The sequence below is a fragment of the Vreelandella alkaliphila genome, from assembly GCF_016107625.1.
GTDB classification, from domain to species: Bacteria; Pseudomonadota; Gammaproteobacteria; order Pseudomonadales; family Halomonadaceae; genus Vreelandella; species Vreelandella alkaliphila.
This window is the reverse complement of sequence record NZ_JABASV010000008.1, coordinates 17,859-34,932: the sequence shown is the minus strand read 5'-3', so window position 1 is coordinate 34,932 and position 17,074 is coordinate 17,859. Positions and strand designations below refer to the sequence as shown.

The following is a 17,074-nucleotide window of genomic DNA, read 5'->3' as shown; positions in this document are numbered from 1 at the left end:
AAGGATGGCTCGATCAGTGCTCGCGAGTGGGCTGGAAGCGAATATCCGGCCAGCGCTCTTGGGTCATCTGCAGGTTGACCCGCGTTGGTGCGATATATGTCAGGTAGCCGCCACCATCGATAGCAAGGTTGGAGCTCGCTTTACGCTTAAACTCTTCCAACATCTTGGCGTCTTCGCAATAGACCCAACGTGCGGTTTGTACATTGACCCCTTCATATAGACAGTCAACTTTGTACTCTTCCTTCAAACGGTGAGCAACAACGTCAAACTGCAGCGTACCGACAGCACCAAGAATCAGGTCGTTGTTATCCATCGGAATAAAGACTTGCGTAGCGCCTTCCTCAGAGAGCTGCTGGAGCCCTTTTTGCAGCGCTTTCATTTTCAACGGGTCTTTTAAACGAACACGCTTAAACAACTCTGGCGCAAAGTGAGGAATGCCGGTAAAGCGCATATCTTCACCAACGGTGAAGGTATCACCAATCTGAATCGTGCCGTGATTGTGCAAGCCGATAATATCGCCTGGCCAAGCCTCTTCTACCTGAGAACGGTCTGACGCCATAAACGTTAGAGCGTCGGCAATTTTCACATCCTTGCCTATCCGCACGTGGCGCATCTTCATATTCTTTTCGTACTTACCGGAACAGACGCGTAAAAAGGCAATACGGTCACGATGGTTCGGATCCATATTCGCCTGAATTTTAAACACGAATCCAGTAAAGCGATCATCTTGAGCGGTTACTTCGCGGATGTCTGTCTCGCGTGGCTGGGGCGGAGGCGCGTACTCAACAAACCCATCCATCATCTCTCGTACGCCGAAGTTACCCATTGCGGTACCAAAGTACACGGGCGACAGCTCACCACGGCGATAGGCATCAAGATCAAACTCATGGGAAGCACCGCGCACCAACTCGACTTCCATGCGCAACTCTTCGGCCTGCTCTTCGCCAAGTACAGCGTCAACTTCCGGGTTATCTAAACCCTCAATTCGCTTGTCATCTGGAATACGGCTGCCTTGCCCCTGGGTATACAGATGAATAACGTCATTATAGAGGTGATACACGCCCTTAAAGTGCCGCCCCATGCCAATCGGCCATGTCATCGGCGCACACTGGATATTCAGTACGGTCTCTACCTCATCCATGACTTCGATGGGGTCGCGGATATCGCGGTCCATCTTGTTGATGAACGTTAAAATAGGCGTGGTGCGCAAACGGCAGACTTCCATCAGCTTGATAGTACGATCCTCAACACCTTTCGCACCATCAATCACCATTAACGCGGAATCCACCGCGGTTAATGTACGGTAAGTATCTTCAGAAAAGTCTTCGTGCCCCGGCGTATCCAGCAAGTTCACGATACGCCCACCATAAGGGAACTGCATCACCGACGTCGTGACCGAGATCCCGCGCTCTTGCTCCATCTTCATCCAGTCTGATGTGGCATGGCGATCATTACGCTTGCTCTTAACAGAGCCAGCTAACTGAATAGCATTTCCGAATAACAGCATTTTTTCGGTGATAGTTGTTTTACCAGCGTCGGGGTGCGAAATAATCGCAAACGTACGGCGTAGTTCTGCTTCGCGCGCTAATTTGGCGTCAGACATGGAGTTCTCTAAAAATGGTGCAACGTTATGACTGGGATGGCGCCTTAAATATCGGCGTTTACATGGATATATGGTAACGCAACTAGGCGGCTGCGGCATACCATGGATAGCAAAGGGGGAATCAAGAATATAGGCACTAGCGTCGTAAAAAGAGGAGCTAGAGCAACCGCTAAAAGGGTAGTAAAGGGAAATTGAAAAAAAGCGCCGAACTTGTCGGCGCTTTTTTCGTACTGACGTTTATTTGGCTAGGCGTAAGTATTGACCTGAGTCCCCACGTTGCCATCTTGGGCAAGGTCTGGCTGAGCCCCCATGTTGGCAGAGGCAAGTACTTCCGACACTTGCTGTGCTTGCATATCAAGAGACTGCTTAAAAAGCTGCATCTGTGCTTGTTCAGCAGATTGTGCTTGATTCATATAGAGTGCGGTGCTCACTGCGTTGCTTACGGCAACATCCATCTTTCACCTCACGATTGCGATATGTTGCACCAAGATAGCAAACATCATGCTTTACTACCAAGCAGCCTTTCCCATTAAGTACTTATCCAACAGTACTTATCCAACAGTACTTATCCAACAGTACTAAGCCAACAGCTACCCACTGATTTAGAAACGGTCAGCTCTGAAAGGCGCCATATCAATCTCTGTCGGCTTACCTTCTATCATATCCGCCAGTAATTGCCCGGTAGCAGGACCTAGGGTAAATCCCTGATGCCCATGTCCAAAAGCTAACCACAGACCACGATGCTTGGGAGCCGGCCCTATAACAGGCTTCATGTCAGGCAAACATGGTCGCGCGCCTTTCCAAGCAGAGGCGTCGCGACGCTCAGCGAGGGGAAATATCGTGCGTGCAACTTTTTCTGCAGCAGCTAACTGCTGCTCATCTGCTGGCGACTCAAGCCGGTCAAGCTCAGCCCCGGTGGTTAACCGGACGCCTGCATTCATAGGCGCAAGCAAGTAACCCACCTCCGCATCCATTAACCAGTAATGAAGCTTTTTAGAGGGCTGTGTGGCGTAGTGCATGTGATAGCCACGCTTAACAAAGGTCGGGAAATGATAGCCTAAGCCTTTCAGCCAGCTACCTGCCCATGGACCTAGTGCAACGACAACCTCATCTGCTTCTAAGCACTCAGCAGCCGTATCGACTTGCCAGCGCTCTCCTTGTTGCTTCAACCCCTCAATATCAGTTTGCAAGATACGTCCGCCCTGCTGGACAAAAGCATCGGCATAAGCGGCAACCAGCCCACCTGGGTCGGCAACTGTCCAAGGGTCAAGCCAGTGAATAGCACCAATAATATCGCTACCTAAATCTGGCTCTTTAGCCTCTAATGCAGCGCGGTCCAAAACGTCAAACTGAACACCAAAATTGTCACGGGCGTCTTGCGCTTCTTTTACGCGTTTTGCTAGCTCTTCAGGCGTGCGATAAATTTCCAACCAGCCTTCCCGGCGAACCAAATGATCAGCATTTGCCGCTTCAATCATGGGGCCGTGAGTCTTCAAGCAGAGCTGTATTAATGACGCATACTCAGGCACTATTTTTTTATAGTGTCGGCTAGAAGAGTTATGCCAGTAGCTCAACAGCGGCGAAGCAGCATTAATCATGCCTGCAGGCCGATAACGAATATCAACACGCTTGTTTGGCAGCACGCTCAGGATGGTTTTCATATCCCGCGGGAAAGCATAAGGACGAACCGCTTCGCGCTGGATAATGCCAGCATTGCCGAAAGAGGTTTCACGACCAGGTTGGCGACGATCAACCAGCGTTACTTGATGACCACGCTGCTGCAGGTGCCATGCAATGCTGACACCGACCATACCTGCCCCTAACACCACCGTTTGACGCGCCATTGCGTTGCACTCCGTAAAAGAAAATACTGCCTACAGTTCAAATGATTATTTTCAACAAACAACTCATTAAAAAATATCACTAACCAAACAGCATTAACATAGCTTAAAAAACTGTTTTTAGACCAAAAAGCAGCAACAAATATCGCATCAAAAAATAATATAGATGACTTCACTACACGTATCGCCAAAGCCATCAAAATGCACCAGCGCTTCTTACTAAAGACCTTTTTAAGCGGTTCATCAAGCGCAGGCCTGCTCCTCTACTAAGGCGGCATCGCGATAAGAAGCCTAGGGAAATTTCGCAGCAATTTCAGATAGAGAGTAATTTTTCGGGCCAGAAATGAATCAAAGGACAAAACCTAGGAAAGGCATTGCGTAGCAAATAAGGTAAAGAGGCTTAAAACACGAGCGACCAAAAACGCAAAAAAACCGAACATAGGTCAGCTTGGTTTCAAACAAAATAATTAATAAAGGGGAAAAGCAATGACAATGGGAGAGGATTTTTTGAGGATAAATATCAAGGTTAATGGGGTGGATGATGGGGATCGAACCCACGACCACCGGAGCCACAATCCGGGGCTCTACCACTGAGCTACATCCACCACAACCTAAAACTAGAATTGCATATAATTAATACGTGTCATCAAATGGGGTGGATGATGGGGATCGAACCCACGACCACCGGAGCCACAATCCGGGGCTCTACCACTGAGCTACATCCACCATTGATGAAGTACTGACTTACATGTCTTACCGAATGCGTCCACTAAAAAGCTTTAATGGCACGCCCAGCAGGACTCGAACCCGCAACCTACGGCTTAGAAGGCCGTTGCTCTATCCGGTTGAGCTATGGGCGCACATAAAGCATTCTAAGAGACTGAATACTGATGAGCACTTGACCACAACCAATGTTCGGAAAAGCAAGTTACCACCTTCCGCGCTAGGTATGTGGTCGGGATGGAGGGATTCGAACCCCCGACATCCTGCTCCCAAAGCAGGCGCGCTACCAGACTGCGCTACATCCCGATTTCTTACCTTAGACGCTGCTGCATGTCCCGTCTCAAGCGAGGCATATATTACTATTTCTGAGTTTAAAGTCAACACCTAAAGTGATTGATTCGTTAGAAGCTTTGCCTTGTCGCCCTAGCATGCGAAAATCAGCCCTTCTCGAAAGCCAGTGACCTCCTGCGCTCAGCCACACAATTCTAGGTGCTGAGTTATAGATAGCGAGGTTTAAGTATCGGTGTTCAACAGAGGTTCGGGTACGATGCTCACGCGCCGCCCTCCCATACTTTAAACGCCACGGCCTAGACATAGTCACTCAGCTTCGTTTCTAACCTTCACAGGGATTCTATTACATGACCGCCCAACTTATCGATGGCAAGGCCATCGCCGCTAATGTCCGCCAGCAAGTTGCCGAGAAAATCAGCGCGCGCCAGCAAGCTGGCGCGCGGGCACCTGGACTAGCTGTTGTTGTGGTCGGGGAAGACCCAGCCTCCCATGTTTATGTCAGCAACAAACACCGCGCCTGTGAGCAGGCAGGCATCCACTCTTTCCAACATGCGCTACCCGCTGATACGCAGCAGCATGAACTTGAAGCACTGGTCGATCAGTTAAACAACGATGCAACGGTTGACGGCATTCTTGTTCAACTGCCATTGCCAGAGCATTTAGACTCTCGTCCTATTCTTGAGCGCATTCGCCCAGACAAGGATGTCGACGGCTTTCACCCATACAATATTGGTCGTCTGGCGCAACGTATGCCCTCGCTCAGGCCCTGCACACCTAAAGGTATTATGACCATGCTTGCCCATAGCGGCATTTCCGTACGAGGGTTAGATGCCACTGTAGTCGGCGCGTCCAACATTGTCGGTCGGCCGATGGCGTTGGAGTTGATGCTGGCAGGTTGCACCACCACGGTATGCCACCGCTTCACGCTACAGCTTGAGTCTCATGTGCGCCGCGCTGACTTGCTTGTTGTCGCTGTCGGCAAACCCGGTATTGTCAAAGGGGAATGGATCAAGCCAGGCGCCATCGTGATTGATGTTGGCATTAATCGCCAAGACGACGGCACGCTCACTGGTGACGTTGATTTTAAAGCCGCGGCAGAGCGTGCCAGTTTCATTACACCCGTGCCTGGCGGCGTTGGGCCGATGACCGTTGCCACGCTACTTGAAAACACGCTAGAAGCCGCTGAACGGCACGACAAAGGCCTAGAGCAGTAGTGTTACACACACCACTGCCGTTAACGATTTCTTAAGGAGTAATCACGAGTGCAACGTATTGGAATCATCGGCGCGATGGCGCAGGAAGTGAACATACTGGCAGGACAGCTAGAAGGCGCTGAACGCTACGAGCATGCTGGCTTCGTTTTTTATACGGGCACACGTCACGGCTTGGAAATTATTGTGCTGCAGTCGGGGATAGGCAAGGTCAATGCGGCGGTAGGCACCGCGATTTTACTTGAGCGACACCAGCCTGATGCGATCATTAACACCGGTTCCGCAGGCGGCTTTGCAAGCGACCTTGCTATTGGTGATGTGATTATTTCGGATGAAGTTCGCCATCATGATGTTGACGCAGTGGTCTTTGGCTATGAGCTTGGTCAGGTACCTGGAATGCCGGCAGCCTACCAAGCAGACAAACAACTTCGTGATATTGCCCGCAACGCCATTGCCTCATTAGGTGAAGTCAATGTACGTGAGGGGCTCATCGCCACAGGCGATGCCTTTATGGCCGATCCTGTTCGTGTCGCGACTACCCGTGAACAGTTTCCAACCATGCTAGCCGTCGAGATGGAAGGCGCCGCTATTGCACAAACATGTCATCTTTATGGCTGCCCATTTGTGGTCATTCGCGCGCTGTCTGATATACCCGGCGGCGGTGACAACCACCTGTCATTCGAGCAATTTTTAGACATCGCGGCTGACCATTCATCACGGATGGTGGATCAGATGCTGATCGAGCTTGGTAAGAACAAGAAATAGACGTTAAAAAAGAGTGCTTAAAGCGTTAAAGAAACGGAGCCAGTTGGCTCCGTTTTTATGATTTGCTATCCAGCTATACGAACTACGCTTTCAGCTTCCATGCCAAGCTCTCACCCGCCATTAATGGAATAATATGCTGACCAGCCGTATAGGGATAATGCGCTGGCAGACTCCATGAACGACGCTCCAACGTCACGCTATCAGCATTAGCCGGTAATCCATAAAAACGTGGTCCATTGAGGCTGGCAAACGCTTCTAACTTGTCCAAGGCACCCATTTCCTCGAAGGCAGCTGCATAGAGCTCAATGGCAGCAGGCGCTGTATATGCCCCTGCACAGCCGCAGCTAGACTCTTTGTCACCCTGGGCATGAGGCGCACTATCGGTGCCCAAAAAGAATTTAGGGCTGCCGCTGGTCGCCGCTTTTAACAACGCCTGACGGTGCTGCTCACGCTTTAGTATGGGCAAGCAGTAATAATGCGGACGAATACCACCTGCCAGCATTTTGTTGCGGTTAAACAGCAGATGATGGGCTGTGATCGTGGCAGCAATATTATCAGGCGCAGCAGCGACAAACTCGGCAGCCTGCTGGGTCGTAATATGCTCAAACACTACCTTAAGATTAGGGTGTCTAGCCAAAAGCGGTTTCATAACCTGCTCAATAAACACCGCTTCTCGATCAAAAATATCAATTTCATGATCGGTAACTTCACCATGCACCAACAGCGGCATACCAACGTTTGCTAGCATCGCAATAGTGTCATCGCAGTGCGCAATGTCGGTGACGCCCGATGCAGAGTTAGTGGTAGCGCCCGCGGGATAGAGCTTCACGGCTTTCACGACACCACTTTCAGCAGCACGCTCAATTTCTTCAGGGGGCGTCGTGTCTGTTAAATAGAGCGTCATCAAAGGTTCAAAAGAACTCCCTTCGGGCAACGCTGCTAAAATTCTCTGCCGATACGCTAGTGCTTGTGCGGTAGTGGTTATCGGCGGCTTTAGATTAGGCATTATAATCGCACGCCCCATTTGGGCGGCGGTATGACCTACCACAGCGCTTAGCGCCTCATCATCACGTAAATGAAGATGCCAATCATCGGGGCGAGTCAACGTAATAGCGTCCACGGCAAGTCCTGTGCAGAAATGAATTAAGTAAAAGGGTCAGAACAGTATACCCAATACGGGTAAGGGATAAATCTCCCCTATCCATCCCACAGTCGTTCCCAAGTGTCGTATCATGGCGACACTTTGTAAGATCAAGGACTCAGTTTTTTATGCAGAATGTGCGTCGCTATGCGGACATTATCGCCAGTATTGAAGGATTATTATGGCTTGGTCTTGCCTGGTCGATATCCTTTTCAATGTATTTTGGGAGTACCGAACCGACGCTGGCTGTCCTATTCGTTGTTGGTGCACTCGTGCTATTCGGTTGGGCGCACCGTCCATTGCGCTACCTGTTGAAACGCTATCACGTACGTAAGCGCCGTACTGACATGTGGATTCATACGCTAGCACTGCCACTCTTGCTCGCTATGTTTTTCCATATCATGTTAGAGGCTGTACTGGGCAGTGCCTGGCTACCTCCTAAAATGCTGCTATTCAACTTGCTTGCTTCGGCGGGATGGCTGACGTTCGTTATGACGTTATTTATAAAATATGTTATTCACAACGTGAAAGCATCGAGCAAATAAGCACGCTATGCCTACCGCCCTACCTCTCCCGCTTTCGACGCCAAACCGTAACCTCGTTCGATTAACGATCGTCAGAGGTATCACCTGGACCGGTTTTTTACTGGCCATTATTGTTGGCATAGAGCTACTCGCTTTCGACTTGCCAGTGACCGCAGTCGTCAGTGTTGTGATTGCCATGGGGATACTGAATATCGTCACATGGTGGCGCTTAGGCAGACCAAAAGCGGTTAATCATTTCGAATATCTTGCCCACTTATTGGCCGATATTGCAGGCTTAACGCTGCTATTTTATTTTTCAGGCGGCTCAACAAATCCCTTTATTACTTACTATTTAGTGCCTGTCACTATTGCCGCCGCAACTCTTCCCTGGCGGCATGCTTGGATCATCGCCGCGTGTTCAATGGCAGGTTACACCTACCTGATGTTCTTTTATCACCCGATACCTCAGCTGGGCCACATTAACAGCGACGGCCCACTAAGCCTGCACGTATTGGGTATGTGGCTTAATTTCGGCTTATCAGCCGGGCTTGTCACGTTCTTTATCTACAAAATGGCCCACGCACTGCGTAATCGAGATAAAGCACTATCTCGCACGCGAGAAGCGGCCCTGCGCAATGAACAGGTATTAGCCGTTGCTACTCAGGCCGCTGGTACGGCTCATGAGCTTGGCACGCCGCTTTCAACCATGGCCGTACTGCTAAATGAAATGTACCAAGACGCGCCTAATGACTCCCCCTTGCAACAAGATATAGCCATTCTTCGCCAGCAGGTAGACGTGTGCAAATCACGCTTACAACACCTTGTCACGACGGCTGATCGTCGGCGCATGGCAGAACCAGAGATACTAGATGCTGAACTGTGGTTAGCCACCGTTGTGCAACGTTGGCTCGTTATCAGGCCAGATGTTAGCCACTTTTTTGATGTTGCCGAGAAACGCGGCCGTCCCTGGTTGGCCGTCGATGCCACATTAGATCAAGCGCTAACCAATTTGCTGAATAACGCTGCCGACGCTAATCCAGAGCACATTGCTATTCGCTTGGATTGGCAAGATGAAAGCGTTGTTATTGATATACGCGACCACGGCCCCGGCATCGCCATGTCGATTGCTGACCAGCTAGGCGATACGTTTATTTCCACCAAAAGCAAAGGCATGGGGATCGGGCTGTTTTTAACCCATGCCACCATTAATCGTTTCGGTGGTGGAGTAAGCCTGTACAATCATCCTGAAGGCGGTACGTTAACGGAAGTGACTCTGCCGCTTTGTTCCGCCCCTGATAAGTAACAGCGACGCAGAGCATTCGCCAGAAAATCGAGGACATCATGCAGACGCAAGACCAACGCCTTTTAATCGTCGACGATGATGAAATGTTTTGTCACGTACTAAGCAGAGCGCTTTCGCGTCGTGGTTTTGAAGTGCAAGTTGCCCACGATGCTGATCAAGCAATGACACTGATCACGCAGTTCATGCCAACGATGGCAACACTAGATCTAAAACTTGAGCATAGCTCCGGACTTAAGCTACTGCCCGACATGCTGGCAAGCGCACCGAATTGCCGCATTGTGGTATTAACGGGGTATTCCAGCATCGCCACAGCGGTAGAAGCCATCAAACTTGGCGCCGTTAACTATCTGTGTAAACCAGCAGATGCCGACGATGTTATTGCAGCTTTTGACCATCAGGATGGCGATCCAAATATTGAACTAGCCGACAATCCTCCCTCTATCAACCGTATAACGTGGGAGCACATTCAAAAGGTGTTGCAAGAGCATGATGGCAACATTTCAGCCACGGCTAGGGCACTCGGCATGCATCGGCGCACATTACAACGCAAATTACAGAAGCGCCCGGTACGTCGGTAATCCCCCCACTCTTTGCGCAACAACGACGCAAAGAGTGGGCGTCAACTTAATGTTATTGGGCGGTCCATCCTAGATCAATGTTCCAACTTGCGCCCGTTACAGCGCCTGCCGCATCGGAAGCTAAGTAAGCAACTAGTTGAGCAACCTCGGAAGGCTCGATCAAGCGCTTAACCGCTGCGTTTTTCAGCATGATTTTTTCAATCACCTCTTGCTCATCCATCCCATGTAGCTTGGCTTGGTCGGCGATCTGATTATCTACCAGCGGTGTTTTCACATAGGCAGGGCAAATAGTATTGGCGGTAATCCCCTGCTCGCCACCTTCTAAAGCGGCGGTTTTCGTTAGCCCGATCATGCCGTGCTTGGCACTGATATAAGCGGCTTTGCCAGGCGAAGCCACCTGCGCATGAACAGACGCAATATTAATCACACGTCCCCAGCCTTTTTTACGCATATGTGGCCATGCTGCCTGGGTAAGCAAAAACGGCGCTGTCAGCATTAAATCAATGATTTGACGCCACTTCTCTTCAGGGAACGTCTCAATAGAAGCGACGTGCTGAATACCTGCATTATTAACCAAAATATCGACGCCACCAAAGCGTTTAACCGCATCAGCAATCGCTCCACGGCACGCGTCGGGGTCGGTTAAATCCCCCTGATAAAACGCTGCGCCAGCCGCGTCAGCCACTTCTTTTCCAGCCGGGTTAAAGTCTACTGCTAACACTTGAAAACCCTGCTCACAGAAATGTTTCACCACCGCTTCACCAATACCGCTGCTAGTGCCAGTGACCACAGCAACACGGGGTGTGACAGCTTTTTCAGAGGACATAAACGTTCCTTTTGCTGAGATTATTCAGAGTAAAAATGTAAAAACAACAGTGTAGATAGAGGTAGACGTTTCTGCCTAACCAACCTCTGAAGAAGATTTATCAGACACCATTAGCTGCATCATCATGCGTTGGGCTAGTCGCGCAGCTTCCTGCATACTTTCCAGATCACTTAGATCCTCCAGAATGACGCGCTTATAAAGCTCGCTGCCGTTGGGTAACTGTTCACATGAGAGCGAATAGTGGCCAGAAGGAAGGTTGAGACGCAATGCATTTCCCAGGGGACCATGCTGATTCAGGCATGGCACAGCAACTAGCCACATCGCACAAGGTGTTATTAACGCACCGACCAGTAGTGACGCATGCTCCTCTTCCCAAGGCTGGAAGCACAGTGCATCAACTCCAAGACGAGGGTTATAATGATCCGCCTGCTTCATTGAGCGCAGATGCGCATCTCGATAATGCAACGCTAATTCAGCTAAGCGCGCGTATTCTTGGGCAGCTAAGGTTCGCATACGTTCTTCCAAATTATTAAACATTCGCCCATAACACAGCTTAATGAAGCGTGTAGTGTAGCGCTATTAGCCAAACTGCATGAGCTACGCCACAATAGGCAACCCATTTCTAATAGATCTTTATCCTAAAGGAGTTTCTACGATGTTTGTGGTAATTTTTGGCCGCATGTCATGCCCTTTCTGCGTACGCGCAAAGCATCTCGCAGAGCATTTAGAAAGTAACGGAAAGATAGAAGGCTACCGCTACGTTGATATGCCTTCAGAAGGCGTTACCAAGGAAGATATTGCAAAAACGGCTGGCAAACCTATTCATACCGTTCCCCAAGTGTTTGTTGACCAACAGCACATCGGTGGTTTTACTGAGTTCGACCATTTTGTGCGCCAACAGCAGCTGCTGGCTTCTTAACCCAGGCGTTAAAACTGACGTTTACACCCGTTGAACAACCAAATCTTCGCTTGCCTATACTGAAGTATCACAGTTTATATGACAGTTCATGTGGCGTTCGATTAGGCGGCGAGGGTATCCCAATGCAGCGAGAGGAGTTTGTTCAACAGCTTTGGCTGGACTACGTGCATACACACCCAGACCTTGGCGGACTAAGATTGTGGCCGCTAAGTACGTCAGCCGAGTATTTGACCTTGGTGACGCTAAATTATGGCCCCTTTGCTGCTAGCGAGCTCAACACCAGCCTTGCACATATGGGCTACCGATCAGTTGGCCATTACGCTATGGCTGATAAGGGCCTTTTGGTGCATTTACTTGCACCTAATGACAGTAGCAGTTGGCTGGTATTAGCAGAATTGCAGCTGGGTGCGCTTTCAAAAGCACCCCGCGAAGCACTAACGCAGCTCGTGCTACAAAGTCATCCGGCCGATTGCCAAGGGCAAAATTTACTATGCCGAGGACGCCCATGGCCAATGCCCTCTTGGGCACTTTATCAGCAATTACAACAGGCACACCCCCTCGCTGCCTGGCTAGCGATCATGGGCCCTAGACTGCATCACGCAGGTTTCGACTGCTCAACGATTGGCGAGCCCCTAGACACCTTGCATAGTCAGCTTGAAGCATGCGGCATGCCCAGTTTTGAGGGGCAACAAAACGGCGTATTTGCCGTGTCACCGCTAATTGAGCATCGATTTTATCCTGCAATGCCATTAAAGACCGTTTTCAGCTCAGGCGATGAGCATCGCCTTTGTCTGGGGGGACTAGCACTCGTGCAAAAACATGTCGGCGACGACCATGAGCGTATTGCTGAAATCCTGCTACCTTTCCACACCCGCTGTGAAATGGCGTGAGCTGATCAGCTCACGCCTGCTAAAAGTAGTCGACTAAGGGTTATTCCGCGTCAAACGTCATTTCAGGAACGTGGTCGGGCACAATCAGTTTGCCAGCTGTTTTTTCAATAATTTCTTCAACACTGACACCCGGTGCACGCTCTTTGAGAATAAAAGCACCGTCTTTAATTTCCAAATAAGCGAGGTCGGTCAATACACGATTAATGCAACCTGCCCCTGTTAGAGGAAGCGTGCACTTTTCTAGTAACTTGGACTCACCGTGTTTCGAGGCGTGCGTCATGGTACAGATAATGTTTTCTGCGCCAGCAACCAAATCCATCGCGCCGCCCATCCCTTTGATGAGCTTGCCTGGCACCATCCATGACGCAATATTTCCCTCTTGGTCCACTTCAAAAGCACCCAGCACGGTCAGATCCACATGACCGCCACGAATCATAGCAAATGATTCTGCTGAAGAGAAAATAGCAGCCCCAGGACGAGCGGTGACCGTCTGCTTACCGGCGTTGATCATATCAGCATCAACTTCTTCCTCAGTGGGAAAACGCCCCATACCCAGCAGACCATTTTCGGACTGCAGCATGACATCAATGCCGTCAGGCACATAGTTGGCAACCAACGTGGGTATGCCGATGCCTAAATTGACGTAAAAGCCATCTTCAAGTTCACGCGCAACGCGCTGTGCCATTTGCTCACGTGTTAAAGCCATGGTGTATACCTCTTATTGAGTGAAAATGTCTAAACCAGAGAGCGATCAGCTACGTACCGTGCGTTTTTCGATGCGCTTCTCGAATGAGCCTTGAATAATGCGATCCACATAGATACCGGGGGTATGGATCTGGCTTGGCTCCAATTCGCCTGGTTCAACAATTTCCTCAACTTCTACAACCGTTATTTTTCCAGCGGTGGCTGCCATGGGATTGAAGTTCTGTGCCGTATGCCGATACATGACGTTGCCGTAGCGATCCGCTTTCCAGCCTTTAACAATCGCGAAATCACCGGTAATGGCTTCTTCTAAAATATAGTGGCGGCCGTTAAATTCACGCACCTCTTTACCTTCACCAATAGGTGTTCCGTAACCTGTGGCGGTATAAAATGCGGGGATACCCGCACCACCGGCGCGCATTTTCTCGGCCAGCGTGCCTTGGGGTGTTAGCACAACTTCAATTTCGTCGTTAAGCATTTGCTGTTCAAACATTGCGTTCTCGCCAACATAAGAAGCGAGAATTTTACGAATCTGACGATCTTCGAGCAGCACACCTAGCCCGAAACCATCAACACCGCAATTATTAGATACTACCGTGAGGTCAGTGACAGCCCGACGTTTAATCTCAGCGATCAAATTCTCAGGAATGCCGCAAAGGCCAAAACCGCCAGCAATAACGGTCATGCCGCTTTCGATACCTTCCATCGCTTCCTCATAGGAAGATACACGCTTATCAAATCCTGCCATTGTTATGCCTCGCATTATTATCGGTGGTACGTTGCACGCGTCGTTATGATGCGGTTGGATCTGTATAGCCAGTGTTGTACCAGATGATATATTTGTTAAGTTTGTTTTTCTTATCAATTTATATAAAAAACTTATTAAAGGGTCTGTATGACCGTTAAGCAACTTCGCGCTTTTCTGGCGGTAGCCCAAACTCTGAGCTTTACCCAAGCCTGTGAGCGCCTGCACTTGTCTCAGCCAGCACTCAGCTTGGCCATCAAAGGGCTTGAAGATTCGCTGGGGGGAAAACTGCTGATACGCAGTACCCGTAGCGTTCGACTCACACCTGAAGGTGAAACCCTTATCCCACTGGCGAAGCACTTACTTGCTCAATGGGATAATACTGAAGAGCGACTACGCCAACGCTTCACTCTCCAACTTGGCCGTTTAAGCGTAGCAGCCATGCCCTCTTTTGCGTGTAATTTGCTTCCCAGCGCTCTGGTTACCTTTCGTCGGCAATATCCTAAAATTAATATTACTGTCCATGATGTTATCAACGAAGAAGTCATCGACATGGTGCGCTCTCGCCAAGTGGAAATCGGCATTGCCTTTTTACCCGAAGGAACCGGCAGCTTAACGTTTACGCCACTCTTTGAAGATCAGTTTATCGCTGTTGTCCCCCCCGAATCAGGCTTGGCCCAGGCCAACACACTGAGCTGGGCCACATTGTTACAACAGGATTTTATTACCCTTCAACGCCCATCAATGGTGCGTAGATTGTTAGAGCAGGGACTTGCCAAACAACACATTGACTTACCGGTCGCTTTTGAAAGCCATCAGCTCTCAACCGTTGGTAGAATGGTGGCAGATGGCTTAGGTGTAAGTGCCGTGCCTTCAATGTGTATTCAGCAAATGCACCAACTCGGCGCTCGTTGCGTTCCCTTAACCTCACCAGGCATTGCCTGCCGAGTTGGGATACTGACGCATCATGAGTTATCTGTCGCGGCACAGGCACTGAGTAAAGTGCTAATCGAAGGTATCAACACACCGACACTGACGCCCTAGCACATCCGTTAAGCATGCTAAGGTTTGGTAATATACTGGGCAGCGGGGGCGTGATCCTTTAGCATTTACGCGGGGTTGCCTTTAAATTGGTCACCTATCGCTAGAATTGCACCACTGGTGTCATCATACGTAAAAGGAACTGTGGTATGTCTACTGCCAAAGGAGTCGTCAGCCTGTTGTTGCTGACGCTAACGACGCTGTTTTGGGGCGTGCCACTCATTTTGTTAACGCTGTTAAAAGTCATCACCCCAGGACGACATCAAAAACAGAGAATTCTTGATGGCCTGTGCAGCGTTGCGCTCAATTGGATTGGCGCAAATCTGTGGTGGATGCGCCGGTGGATCAAGCCTGATGTCAATATCAGCATTCCGGACTCACTCAGTCCACATCAATGGTGGCTGGTTATTTCAAACCACCGCAGTTGGACAGATATCTTCATTCTGTTTATGGCATTGCATCGCCGCATTCCAATGCCTCGGTTCTTTTTGAAACATCAGTTAATTTGGATTCCTATCGTCGGGCTGGCATTTTGGGCGTTAGAATTCCCTTTTATGCGGCGCTTCAGTCGTGAGCAACTTGCAAAAAACCCTAAACTCGCCACTATCGACCGTGAATCAACTGAGCGCGTTTGCCGGCAAGCTAGAAATGCCCCCATTGCAATATTTAATTTTGTCGAGGGGACACGCTTTACCGTAGCAAAACGGGAAAAACAGCAAAGCCCATTTCGGCACTTACTGAGACCCAAAGCTGGCGGTGTCTCTCAAGTGCTTAGCCTGCTTGGTGACAAACTGGATGGCATTTTGGATGTAACCATCAGCTATGAAAATCCAACGCCAACTTTCTGGGGTTTTCTATGCGGAAAAGAGGCTTGCATTACACTTAACGCAAGGCAACTCGCTATTCCCCAATGGATGAACGAAGCCAACTATCACGAAGAACAGCAGCACAAGGAACGGTTCCACGCATGGATCAATTCACTCTGGCAGGAAAAAGACGCCTTGTTAGCCAAGCAAACCAACCACGACTAGCTCGGTGGTTAGCGGTCTGTGTGCTAGCAACGTTGTTAGTGGGATGTGCTGGCTCTCCCTCTTCAAATGATCAAAATAACCCTGTCCCCAGTAGTACTGCCGGTCAAATAAATGGTGAATGGGTAAAGGTACAGCGCGGCGATACGCTGGGAAAACTTGCGAACCGAGCAAATGTTCCACTAGAACGTCTTGAACGCTTCAACCCTGGAACAAATGCTCAACGCTTAAACGTTGGACAGCGTTTATTAATACCTACCCAGCAAGAGCGAGCGCCCTCTGGCGGGCCCTATCGCTACCAAATTCGGCCGGGCGATACCTACTCAAGTATCGCGCGCCATTTTGGCACCACATCAGGGCGTATACAGAGTGCCAATCCTGGCGCCTCTCCCACAGCGCTCAGAGTTGGCCAAATTGTCAGTGTACCGCTTAGTAGCAGCACCACCTCAAGCAGCGCCAGCAGTTCTAGCGTAAGCCGGCCAGCGGCGGCACCGACGCCAAACGCAAGCCTACCTGCATCTGCACGTCGTTGGCCTTGGCCCTTAGAGGATTACCGGATTGTGCGCCGTTTTGGTGCCGATAGCCGTGGTACGCTTCAACCTATGCTACTGGCCACCCAAGCAGGTGCCAAAGCCCAAGCAGTCGCGCCAGGTGAAGTGCGTTTTGCAGATGGAATGCGCCAGCTTGGCGAAGTTGTCATTATTCATCATGCGGATAACTTACAAACCGTCTACGCGCTGTGCGAACGCATTTTAGTCCGTGTCGGCCAGCAAGTGAGTACAGGCGACCCGCTATGTGATGTCGGCCAAAGCAGTGCGACACAGCGCTACGACTTGCTTTTCGACCTGCGTCAAGGTGGCAAACCGATTGATCCTCGACAAGTATTAAGATGACGTAAAAAAGCCCCTGAATTTCAGGGGCTTTTTTCATGAACAATGGCGGT

The 17,074-nt window shown here is 50.0% G+C and carries 18 protein-coding genes and 4 tRNA genes; 10 read left to right on the top strand and 12 right to left on the bottom strand.

The annotated features are described in order from the left end of the window. Positions 1-13: 13 nt before the first annotated feature. The 7 genes from JFC11_RS12880 to JFC11_RS12850 form a co-directional block, all read right to left on the bottom strand. On the bottom strand, positions 14-1,603 hold the full coding sequence (locus JFC11_RS12880; RefSeq protein WP_198349702.1) for a peptide chain release factor 3: 1,590 nt from the start codon (positions 1,601-1,603) through the stop codon (positions 14-16). A gap of 245 nt (positions 1,604-1,848) precedes the next feature. Then, positions 1,849-2,058, bottom strand: a complete 210-nt coding sequence (locus JFC11_RS12875; protein WP_198349701.1) for a putative motility protein — start codon at positions 2,056-2,058, stop codon at positions 1,849-1,851. A gap of 147 nt (positions 2,059-2,205) precedes the next feature. Beyond that, a complete protein-coding gene (locus JFC11_RS12870; RefSeq protein WP_198349700.1) occupies positions 2,206-3,447 on the bottom strand; it encodes an NAD(P)/FAD-dependent oxidoreductase in 1,242 nt (413 codons plus the stop codon). Between the two features lie 527 nt (positions 3,448-3,974). Continuing rightward, a tRNA-His gene (locus JFC11_RS12865) sits at positions 3,975-4,049 on the bottom strand. 46 nt (positions 4,050-4,095) lie between these two features. Continuing rightward, a tRNA-His gene (locus JFC11_RS12860) sits at positions 4,096-4,170 on the bottom strand. A gap of 57 nt (positions 4,171-4,227) precedes the next feature. Beyond that, positions 4,228-4,304 (bottom strand) — tRNA-Arg (locus JFC11_RS12855). Positions 4,305-4,396: 92 nt separating this feature from the next. Further along, a tRNA-Pro gene (locus JFC11_RS12850) sits at positions 4,397-4,473 on the bottom strand. A gap of 332 nt (positions 4,474-4,805) precedes the next feature. Between JFC11_RS12850 and folD the strand changes: the two genes are divergently transcribed. Then, the gene (folD, locus tag JFC11_RS12845) at positions 4,806-5,672 is read left to right on the top strand and encodes a bifunctional methylenetetrahydrofolate dehydrogenase/methenyltetrahydrofolate cyclohydrolase FolD (protein WP_193060370.1); all 867 of its coding nucleotides are present in this window, start codon (positions 4,806-4,808) and stop codon (positions 5,670-5,672) included. A gap of 48 nt (positions 5,673-5,720) precedes the next feature. Continuing rightward, positions 5,721-6,434, top strand: a complete 714-nt coding sequence (gene mtnN, locus JFC11_RS12840; RefSeq protein WP_038484392.1) for a 5'-methylthioadenosine/S-adenosylhomocysteine nucleosidase — start codon at positions 5,721-5,723, stop codon at positions 6,432-6,434. 82 nt (positions 6,435-6,516) lie between these two features. Here mtnN and pyrC read toward each other — a convergent pair whose 3' ends face one another. Beyond that, on the bottom strand, positions 6,517-7,554 hold the full coding sequence (pyrC, locus tag JFC11_RS12835) for a dihydroorotase (protein WP_038484395.1): 1,038 nt from the start codon (positions 7,552-7,554) through the stop codon (positions 6,517-6,519). A gap of 149 nt (positions 7,555-7,703) precedes the next feature. Between pyrC and JFC11_RS12830 the strand changes: the two genes are divergently transcribed. Genes JFC11_RS12830 through JFC11_RS12820 form a run of 3 tightly spaced genes read left to right on the top strand, consistent with a single transcriptional unit; the run spans position 7,704 to position 9,980 of the window. Beyond that, positions 7,704-8,120, top strand: a complete 417-nt coding sequence (locus tag JFC11_RS12830; protein ID WP_038484398.1) for a hypothetical protein — start codon at positions 7,704-7,706, stop codon at positions 8,118-8,120. A 7-nt stretch (positions 8,121-8,127) separates the two neighbouring features. Further along, complete coding sequence (locus JFC11_RS12825) at positions 8,128-9,402, top strand: ATP-binding protein (protein WP_198349699.1); 1,275 nt, start codon at positions 8,128-8,130, stop codon at positions 9,400-9,402. 38 nt (positions 9,403-9,440) lie between these two features. Beyond that, a complete protein-coding gene (locus tag JFC11_RS12820) occupies positions 9,441-9,980 on the top strand; it encodes a response regulator transcription factor (RefSeq protein WP_038484404.1) in 540 nt (179 codons plus the stop codon). Between the two features lie 52 nt (positions 9,981-10,032). Here the strand turns inward: JFC11_RS12820 and JFC11_RS12815 are convergent, their stop codons facing one another. Both JFC11_RS12815 and hybE read right to left on the bottom strand, forming a co-directional pair. Further along, entirely contained in the window at positions 10,033-10,806 is a 774-nt protein-coding gene (locus tag JFC11_RS12815) for a 3-hydroxybutyrate dehydrogenase (RefSeq protein ID WP_038484408.1), read from the bottom strand. Between the two features lie 75 nt (positions 10,807-10,881). Beyond that, a complete protein-coding gene (gene hybE / locus JFC11_RS12810; RefSeq protein ID WP_198349698.1) occupies positions 10,882-11,319 on the bottom strand; it encodes a [NiFe]-hydrogenase assembly chaperone HybE in 438 nt (145 codons plus the stop codon). Positions 11,320-11,461: 142 nt separating this feature from the next. Here hybE and JFC11_RS12805 point away from each other — a divergent pair, with 142 nt between their 5' ends. Both JFC11_RS12805 and JFC11_RS12800 read left to right on the top strand, forming a co-directional pair. Then, positions 11,462-11,725 (top strand): GrxA family glutaredoxin, encoded by a 264-nt coding sequence (locus tag JFC11_RS12805; protein WP_038484415.1) that lies wholly within the window; start codon positions 11,462-11,464, stop codon positions 11,723-11,725. A 122-nt stretch (positions 11,726-11,847) separates the two neighbouring features. Continuing rightward, a complete protein-coding gene (locus tag JFC11_RS12800) occupies positions 11,848-12,615 on the top strand; it encodes a VOC family protein (protein WP_038484418.1) in 768 nt (255 codons plus the stop codon). 40 nt (positions 12,616-12,655) lie between these two features. Here the strand turns inward: JFC11_RS12800 and JFC11_RS12795 are convergent, their stop codons facing one another. Both JFC11_RS12795 and JFC11_RS12790 read right to left on the bottom strand, forming a co-directional pair. Then, positions 12,656-13,321, bottom strand: coding sequence for a CoA transferase subunit B (locus JFC11_RS12795; protein ID WP_038484421.1), 666 nt, complete (start codon positions 13,319-13,321; stop codon positions 12,656-12,658). 45 nt (positions 13,322-13,366) lie between these two features. Further along, the gene (locus JFC11_RS12790; RefSeq protein WP_009724478.1) at positions 13,367-14,065 is read right to left on the bottom strand and encodes a CoA transferase subunit A; all 699 of its coding nucleotides are present in this window, start codon (positions 14,063-14,065) and stop codon (positions 13,367-13,369) included. Between the two features lie 147 nt (positions 14,066-14,212). Here JFC11_RS12790 and JFC11_RS12785 point away from each other — a divergent pair, with 147 nt between their 5' ends. The 3 genes from JFC11_RS12785 to JFC11_RS12775 all read left to right on the top strand — a co-directional run bounded on the left by JFC11_RS12785 (position 14,213) and on the right by JFC11_RS12775 (position 17,024). Further along, positions 14,213-15,106, top strand: a complete 894-nt coding sequence (locus JFC11_RS12785) for a LysR family transcriptional regulator (protein ID WP_038484424.1) — start codon at positions 14,213-14,215, stop codon at positions 15,104-15,106. Positions 15,107-15,252: 146 nt separating this feature from the next. Next, positions 15,253-16,134 carry an acyltransferase gene (locus JFC11_RS12780; RefSeq protein ID WP_038484427.1) on the top strand — a complete coding sequence of 294 codons (882 nt, stop codon included), beginning with the start codon at positions 15,253-15,255 and terminating at the stop codon, positions 16,132-16,134. Further along, entirely contained in the window at positions 16,071-17,024 is a 954-nt protein-coding gene (locus JFC11_RS12775) for a LysM peptidoglycan-binding domain-containing protein (RefSeq protein ID WP_232482902.1), read from the top strand. The genes JFC11_RS12780 and JFC11_RS12775 overlap by 64 nt, the downstream gene beginning before the upstream one ends. The last annotated feature ends 50 nt before the right edge of the window (positions 17,025-17,074 follow it).